The organism is Streptomyces himastatinicus ATCC 53653, from assembly GCF_000158915.1.
Taxonomy (GTDB): domain Bacteria; phylum Actinomycetota; class Actinomycetes; order Streptomycetales; family Streptomycetaceae; genus Streptomyces; species Streptomyces himastatinicus.
Genome location: NZ_GG657754.1, coordinates 6097979 through 6104970 on the forward strand (window position 1 = coordinate 6097979; position 6992 = coordinate 6104970).

General features: G+C 70.3%; 6 protein-coding genes. All 6 read left to right on the forward strand.

The window, feature by feature from the left end:
• Positions 1–79: 79 nt before the first annotated feature.
• The 6 genes from SSOG_RS25930 to SSOG_RS25955 all read left to right on the forward strand — a co-directional run bounded on the left by SSOG_RS25930 (position 80) and on the right by SSOG_RS25955 (position 6988).
• Positions 80–1111 carry a BMP family lipoprotein gene (locus SSOG_RS25930; RefSeq protein ID WP_009717218.1) on the forward strand — a complete coding sequence of 344 codons (1032 nt, stop codon included), beginning with the start codon at positions 80–82 and terminating at the stop codon, positions 1109–1111.
• Between the two features lie 63 nt (positions 1112–1174).
• Positions 1175–2854 carry an ABC transporter ATP-binding protein gene (locus SSOG_RS25935; RefSeq protein ID WP_009717219.1) on the forward strand — a complete coding sequence of 560 codons (1680 nt, stop codon included), beginning with the start codon at positions 1175–1177 and terminating at the stop codon, positions 2852–2854.
• Positions 2851–3972: an ABC transporter permease gene (locus SSOG_RS25940; RefSeq protein ID WP_009717220.1), complete on the forward strand. Its 1122-nt coding sequence runs from the start codon at positions 2851–2853 to the stop codon at positions 3970–3972. The genes SSOG_RS25935 and SSOG_RS25940 overlap by 4 nt, the downstream gene beginning before the upstream one ends.
• Entirely contained in the window at positions 3969–5261 is a 1293-nt protein-coding gene (locus SSOG_RS25945) for an ABC transporter permease (protein WP_009717221.1), read from the forward strand. The genes SSOG_RS25940 and SSOG_RS25945 overlap by 4 nt, the downstream gene beginning before the upstream one ends.
• Positions 5258–5680 carry a cytidine deaminase gene (locus tag SSOG_RS25950; protein ID WP_039938716.1) on the forward strand — a complete coding sequence of 141 codons (423 nt, stop codon included), beginning with the start codon at positions 5258–5260 and terminating at the stop codon, positions 5678–5680. The genes SSOG_RS25945 and SSOG_RS25950 overlap by 4 nt, the downstream gene beginning before the upstream one ends.
• 30 nt (positions 5681–5710) lie before the next feature.
• Positions 5711–6988 carry a thymidine phosphorylase gene (locus SSOG_RS25955; protein ID WP_009717223.1) on the forward strand — a complete coding sequence of 426 codons (1278 nt, stop codon included), beginning with the start codon at positions 5711–5713 and terminating at the stop codon, positions 6986–6988.
• The last annotated feature ends 4 nt before the right edge of the window (positions 6989–6992 follow it).

The following is a 6992-nucleotide window of genomic DNA, read 5'->3' on the forward strand; positions in this document are numbered from 1 at the left end:
TTATCTGGGATCTACGCGCGTTACGATGCGGCGGAGCCAGCGCCGCACAGAGGCGCTTCGAGATTCAGAGGGGACCCTCGTGCGCCGGGTATCCACGATAGCTGTCGCGGGCATCGCCACCGCGGCTCTCGCCATGTCCGTCACCGCCTGCGGCAGCAGCTCCGAAGAGGGGAGCAAGGCCGCCGGCGTCGGCCTCGCCTATGACGTCGGCGGCCGCGGCGACCACTCCTTCAACGACTCCGCGGCCAAGGGCTACGACCGCGCCCGGAAGGACTTCAAGGTCAAGGGCAAGGAGCTGACCGCGAAGGACGGCGACACCGACGCCGACCGCTACGACAAGCTCTCCAGCCTCGCCGAGGCGGGTTACAACCCGGTCGTCGGCGTCGGCTACGCGTGGACCCCCTCGCTGGCCAAGGCCGCCAAGAAGTACCCCGACACGGACTTCGGGATCGTCGACTCCGTCGTCGACTCCAAGAACGTCGCCAGCCTGGTCTCCGCCGAGCACGAGGGCTCGTACCTCGCCGGGGTGGCCGCTGGGCTCAAGACCAAGTCGAACAAGGTCGGCTTCATCGGCGGCACCGACAGCGCGCTGATCAAGAAGTTCGCGGGCGGCTTCCAGCAGGGCCTGAAGGACACCAACCCCAAGGCGTCCCTCGACGTCCAGTGGGTGCAGGTCGGCTCGCCCAAGGGCTTCGGCATGCCGGACCGCGGCAAGGACATCGCCGAGGGCATGCTTTCCAACAAGGTCGACGTGATCTTCTCCGCGGCCGGCGGCTCCGGCGCGGGCGCGATCGAGGCGACCGGCAAGAAGAAGGGCACCTGGTCGATCGGCGTCGACGGCGACCAGTACTACGACAAGGGCCTGGCCCCGTACAAGAACGCCATACTGACCTCCATGGTCAAGAACGTGGACGGCTCGGTCTACGACTTCATCAAGAGCGTCGTCAAGACGAAGAAGTCCGAACACGGCGTGCAGTCCTACGACCTCAAGCGCGGCGGCGTCGGCCTCTCGTACTCCGGCGGCTTCATCGACGACATCAAGCCGAAGATCGAGACGGCGAAGAAGAAGATCATCGACGGCAAGATCAAGGTCGCGGACACCTACAAGTAACCGGTCCCCGTCACCGGCCGGACTCAACGGGCCTGGTCACCGACGGACCTGGGGGGCGTGCCCTTGGGCGCGCCCCCTTCACTACACGCTCTCGCCCCTCAGGAGTGCGCCATCAAAGCCGCCAGCCCACCCAAGGGCGCCCCCGCAGGTGACGTCGGAGACGTTGCCGTCCAACTCCGCGGAATCACCAAGCGGTTCCCCGGAGTCGTCGCCAACCACGACATCGACATCACCGTGCGACGCGGCACCGTGCACGCCCTCGTGGGCGAGAACGGCGCGGGCAAGTCCACCCTGATGAAGATCCTTTACGGGATGCAGCGCCCCGACGAGGGCACCATCGAGCTCGACGGCGCACCGGTCGAACTGCACTCCCCGGCGGACGCCATATCCCGCGGGGTGGGCATGGTGCACCAGCACTTCATGCTCGCCGACAACTTCACCGTGCTGGAGAACGTCGTCCTCGGCGCGGAGAAGCTGCACGGCATCGGCGGCAAGGCGCGCGCCCGCATCAAGGAGATCTCCGACGCCTACGGGCTGGGCGTCCGCCCCGACGTCATGGTCGAGGACCTGGGCGTGGCGGACCGCCAGCGCGTGGAGATCCTCAAGGTCCTCTACCGCGGCGCCCGCACCCTCATCCTCGACGAGCCCACCGCGGTCCTCGTCCCGCAGGAGGTCGACGCGCTCTTCGCCAACCTCCGCGACCTCAAGGCCGAGGGCCTGACCGTCCTGTTCATTTCGCACAAGCTGGGCGAAGTCCTCGCCGTGGCCGACGACATCACCGTCATCCGGCGCGGTACGACGGTGGCCTCGGTCGTCCCCTCCGAGACCGACCCGCGGCGGCTCGCCGAGCTGATGGTCGGCAGCGAACTGCCCTCGCCGGAGACCCGCGAATCCACCGTCACCGACACCGGGATGCTGACCCTCGACGGGGTGCGGCTCACCGCGACCGACGTGGACGGCGTCGAGCGGGCCGTCCTGGACGACATCGGCTTGCGCATCCGCAAGGGCGAAGTCCTCGGCATCGCCGGGGTCGAGGGCAACGGCCAGGCCGAACTGGTCGAGGCCATCATGGGCATGCGCGACCCCGACGCGGGCACCATCACCCTCGACGGCGCCGACATCTCCCACGCGCCCACCCGCAAGCGGCGTGAGGACGGCATCGGTTACATCCCCGAGGACCGCCACCGGCACGGCCTGCTGCTGGAGGCCCCGCTGTGGGAGAACCGCATCCTCGGCCATGTCACCGAGCCGCCCAACAGCAAGGGCGGACTGCTCAACCCGGCCGCCGCCCGCCGTGACACCGAGCGCATCGTCGCCACGTACGACGTCCGCACCCCTGGAATCGAGGTCACCGCGGCCTCGCTGTCCGGCGGCAACCAGCAGAAGCTGATCGTCGGCCGCGAGATGAGCCACCACCCCAAGCTGCTCATCGCCGCGCATCCGACGCGCGGCGTGGACGTCGGCGCGCAGGCGCAGATCTGGGACCAGATCCGCACCGCGCGCCGCGAGGGCCTGGCCGTGCTGCTGATCTCGGCCGACCTGGACGAGCTGATCGGCCTGTCCGACACCCTGCGGGTCATGTACCGGGGCCGCCTGGTCGCCGACGCCGACCCCGCCACGATCACCCCGGAGGAGCTGGGCTCGGCCATGACCGGCGCGGCGTCCGGCCACCTGGAACACCCCGCCGAGGACGCTGCCGAGGCCGATGAGGCCGAGGTCACGACCGGGGGAGAGGACCGATGAAGAAGTTCGACAAGGAGCGGGTGCTCCTCGCGGTCGCGGCCCCGCTGCTCGCGCTCGTCGCTGCGTTCCTCCTGACCGCCCTGGTGCTGGCCGCCACCGGCAAGGCGCCGTTCAACGCCTTCGGCATCATGTTCGACTACGGCGTCAAGGCGGACAGCCAGGTCTACATCCTCAACAAGGCGACGACGTACTACCTGGCGGGTCTCGCGGTGGCCATCGGCTTCCGGATGAACCTGTTCAACATCGGCGTCGACGGCCAGTACCGGCTCGCCGCCTTCTTCGCCGCCGTCGTCGGCGGGGCGCTCGAGCTGCCGGGCCTGGTGCAGATCCCGCTGATCATCCTCGTCGCCATGCTGGTCGGCGCGATGTGGGCGTCCATCGCCGGACTGCTCAAGGTCTACCGCGGTGTCAGCGAGGTGATCAGCACCATCATGCTGAACTCCCTCTCGGGCATCCTCATCAGCTATCTGCTGGTGGACGGCCGCCTGGCCGACCTCGACAAGCAGACCAACATCGTCGCCACCGACCCGCTGCCCTCCTCCAGCCACTTCTTCACCATCCCGGCCGGCGGCGACCTCGACCCCGTCTTCGGCTTCATCGTCGTCGCCGCGCTCGCCGGCGTCGGCTTCTGGTTCCTCCTCGGCCGCACCCGCTTCGGCTTCGACCTGCGCGCGGTGGGCCGCTCCGAGTCCGCCGCCCAGGCCAGCGGCGTCGACGTCAAGCGCATGGTGCTCACCAGCATGCTGCTCTCCGGCGGGATGGCCGGGCTCATCGGCATGCCGACCCTGCTCAACGACACCCACCAGTTCACCTCCGACTTCCCGGCCGGTATCGGCTTCACCGGTATCGCCATCGCCCTCCTCGGCCGTAACAACCCGGTCGGCATCGCGCTGGCCGCGGTGCTGTGGGGCTTCCTGGAGCGCGGCGCCAACCGGCTGGAGTTCGAGGGCTACGACAAGGAGATCGTCGGCGTCATGCAGGGCGTGATCGTCCTGTGCGTCGTCATCGCGTACGAACTGGTGCGCCGCTACGGCCTCAAGCGCCAGCAGCAGCGGGTCGGCGCGGAACTCGCCGCCCAGGCTCGCAAGAGCGAGAAGAAGAAGGAGGTGGCGGTATGAGCGCCACGGCTACCGCCACCAAGAGCACCGCACCCGGGAAGGCCCCGAAGCGAGGGCCCCGGATGTCCGTCGCCACGGTGCTGCTGATCATCGCCGGGACGCTGGTCGCGCTGTCCGTGCTGCGCGCCCTCGCCGGTGGCGGCCAGCAGTCCGCCTTCGAGAACATCACCTCCTCCGGCCAGATCGGCGCCGCCCTCTCCATGGCCGTGCCCATCGGGCTCGCCGGGCTCGGCGGGCTGTGGGCCGAGCGGGCGGGCGTCGTCAACATCGGCCTCGAAGGCATGATGATCCTCGGCACCTTCTTCGGTGCCTGGGCGGGCTACCAGACCAACCCCTGGGTGGGCGTCCTCGCCGGGGTCCTCGGCGGCGCGGTCGGCGGTCTGGTGCACGCCATCGCCACCGTCACCTTCGGCGTGGACCACATCATCTCCGGTGTCGCGATCAACATCCTCGCGCTCGGCGCCACCACCTACCTGGCCAAGCGCTGGTTCGAGCCGCTGTCCGACATCGGCGGCAGCCCCAAGCAGTCCCCGCAGGTCGACGACATCGCGTCGTTCACCGTGCCGGGCCTGTCCGACGGGCTGGCCACCGTCGAGAACCACCACTGGTTCCTGGTCTCCGACCTCGCGGGCCTGCTCGGCGGCCTGGTCACCGACATCTCCGCGCTGACCATCGTCTCGATCCTGCTCTTCGCGGGCACCTTCTTCGTGCTGTGGAAGACCTCGTTCGGGCTGCGGCTGCGGTCCTGCGGCGAGAACCCCACTGCCGCCGAATCCCTCGGCGTCAACGTCTACCTCTACAAGTACGCGGCCGTCGTCATCTCCGGTGGCCTCGCCGGACTCGGCGGTGTCTTCCTCGCCCTGGTCCGCTCCCACATCTACAACGAGGGCCAGACCGGCGGCCGCGGCTACATCGGCCTCGCCGCCATGCTCTTCGGCAACTGGCGGCCCGGCGGCCTCGCCATGGGCGCGGGCCTCTTCGGCTACTCCGACGCCCTCCAGCTGCGCAACGGCGGTGCCACCGTCCACGCGCTGCTGCTCCTGGTGGCCCTCGGACTCGCCCTCCTGGCGGGCTGGCGGCTCTACCGTAAGAGGTACGTCGCGGGTGCGGTGTGCGGCGGCGCGGCCCTCGTCCTGGTGCTGTGGTACGCCCTGACGGACACCGTGGCCAACGACCTGGTCCCGGCGACCCCGTACATCGTCACCCTGCTGGTCATGGGGCTCGCCGCCCAGCGGCTGCGGATGCCCAAGGCCAACAACAAGCCCTACCGGAAGGGACAGGGCACATGACCACATCTGTCGCAGCGGCTCCCGACTGGGAGGCGCTGCGCGCGGCGGCCCGGGACGCGATGTCCCGGGCGTACGCCCCCTACTCCCGCTTCCCCGTGGGCGCCGCCGCCCTCGTCGACGACGGCCGCACGGTCAGCGGCTGCAACGTGGAGAACGCGGCGTACGGCGTCGCGCTGTGTGCCGAGTGCGGCCTGATCTCCGCCCTCTTCGCCACCGGCGGCGGCCGCCTCACCGCCTTCACCTGCTGCGACCGCGACGGGGCGGTTCTGATGCCGTGCGGCCGCTGCCGCCAGCTGCTGTGGGAGCACGGCGGCCCCGAGCTCCAGATGGACACGGCGTCCGGCATCCGCCCGCTCGCCGAACTCCTCCCGGACGCGTTCGGCCCGGCCGATCTGGCCCGCATCAGCGCCCACGGCTGACCGCACCTCGTACGAAAGGCCCTTCCGCCCATGGACGCCATCTCCGTCATCCGAGCCAAGCGCGACGGCGGCCGCCTGAGCGACGCCCAGATCGACTGGATCATCGACGCCTATACGCGCGGCGAGGTCGCCCACGAGCAGATGTCCGCCCTCGCGATGGCGATCTTCCTGACCGGCATGGACCGCGCGGAGATCGCCCGCTGGACCGCCGCGATGATCGCCTCCGGTGAGCGGATGGACTTCTCCTCGCTGCCCCGCCCGACCGCCGACAAGCACTCCACGGGCGGCGTCGGCGACAAGATCACCCTCCCGCTGGCGCCCCTGGTCGCCGCCTGCGGCGCCGCCGTACCGCAGCTCTCCGGCCGGGGCCTCGGCCACACCGGCGGCACCCTCGACAAGCTGGAGTCCATCCCCGGCTGGCGGGCCTCGCTCTCCAACGACGACATGCTCGACGTGCTGCGCTCCGTGGGCTCCGTCATCTGCGCGGCGGGCGACGGCCTCGCGCCCGCCGACAAGAAGCTCTACGCCCTCCGCGACGTCACCGGCACGGTCGAATCGATCCCGCTCATCGCCTCCTCGATCATGTCCAAGAAGATCGCCGAGGGCACCGGCTCGCTGGTCCTGGACGTCAAGGTCGGCTCCGGCGCCTTCATGAAGGACATCGACGCCGCCCGCGAACTGGCCACCACCATGGTCGGCCTCGGCACCGACCACGGCGTCCGCACCACCGCCCTGCTCACCGACATGGCCACCCCGCTCGGGCTGACCGCGGGCAACGCGCTCGAAGTCCGCGAATCCGTCGAGGTCCTGGCGGGCGGCGGCCCCGCCGACGTCGTCGAACTCACCCTCGCCCTGGCCCGCGAGATGCTCGACGCGGCCGGGCTCCCCGACGCCGACCCCGCCAAGGCGCTCGCCGACGGCACCGCCATGGACCACTGGCGGCGCATGATCACCGCCCAGGGCGGCGACGCTGACGCGTCGTTGCCGGTGGCCCGCGAACAGCACATTGTCACCGCGGAGTCGACCGGCGTCCTCACCCGCCTCGACGCCTACGCGGTGGGCGTCGCCGCCTGGCGGCTGGGCGCCGGGCGCGCCCGCAAGGAGGACCCCGTGCAGGCGGGCGCGGGCATCGAGATCCACGCCAAGCCGGGCGACCAGGTCACCGCCGGACAGCCCCTGCTGACCCTCCACACGGATACCCCGGCGGCGTTCACGTACGCGCTGGAGGCCCTGGACGGCGCCACTGATTACGCCCCGGAGGGCACCGCGTTCACGTCGAAGCCGATCGTGCTGGAGCGCATCGCCTGACGCG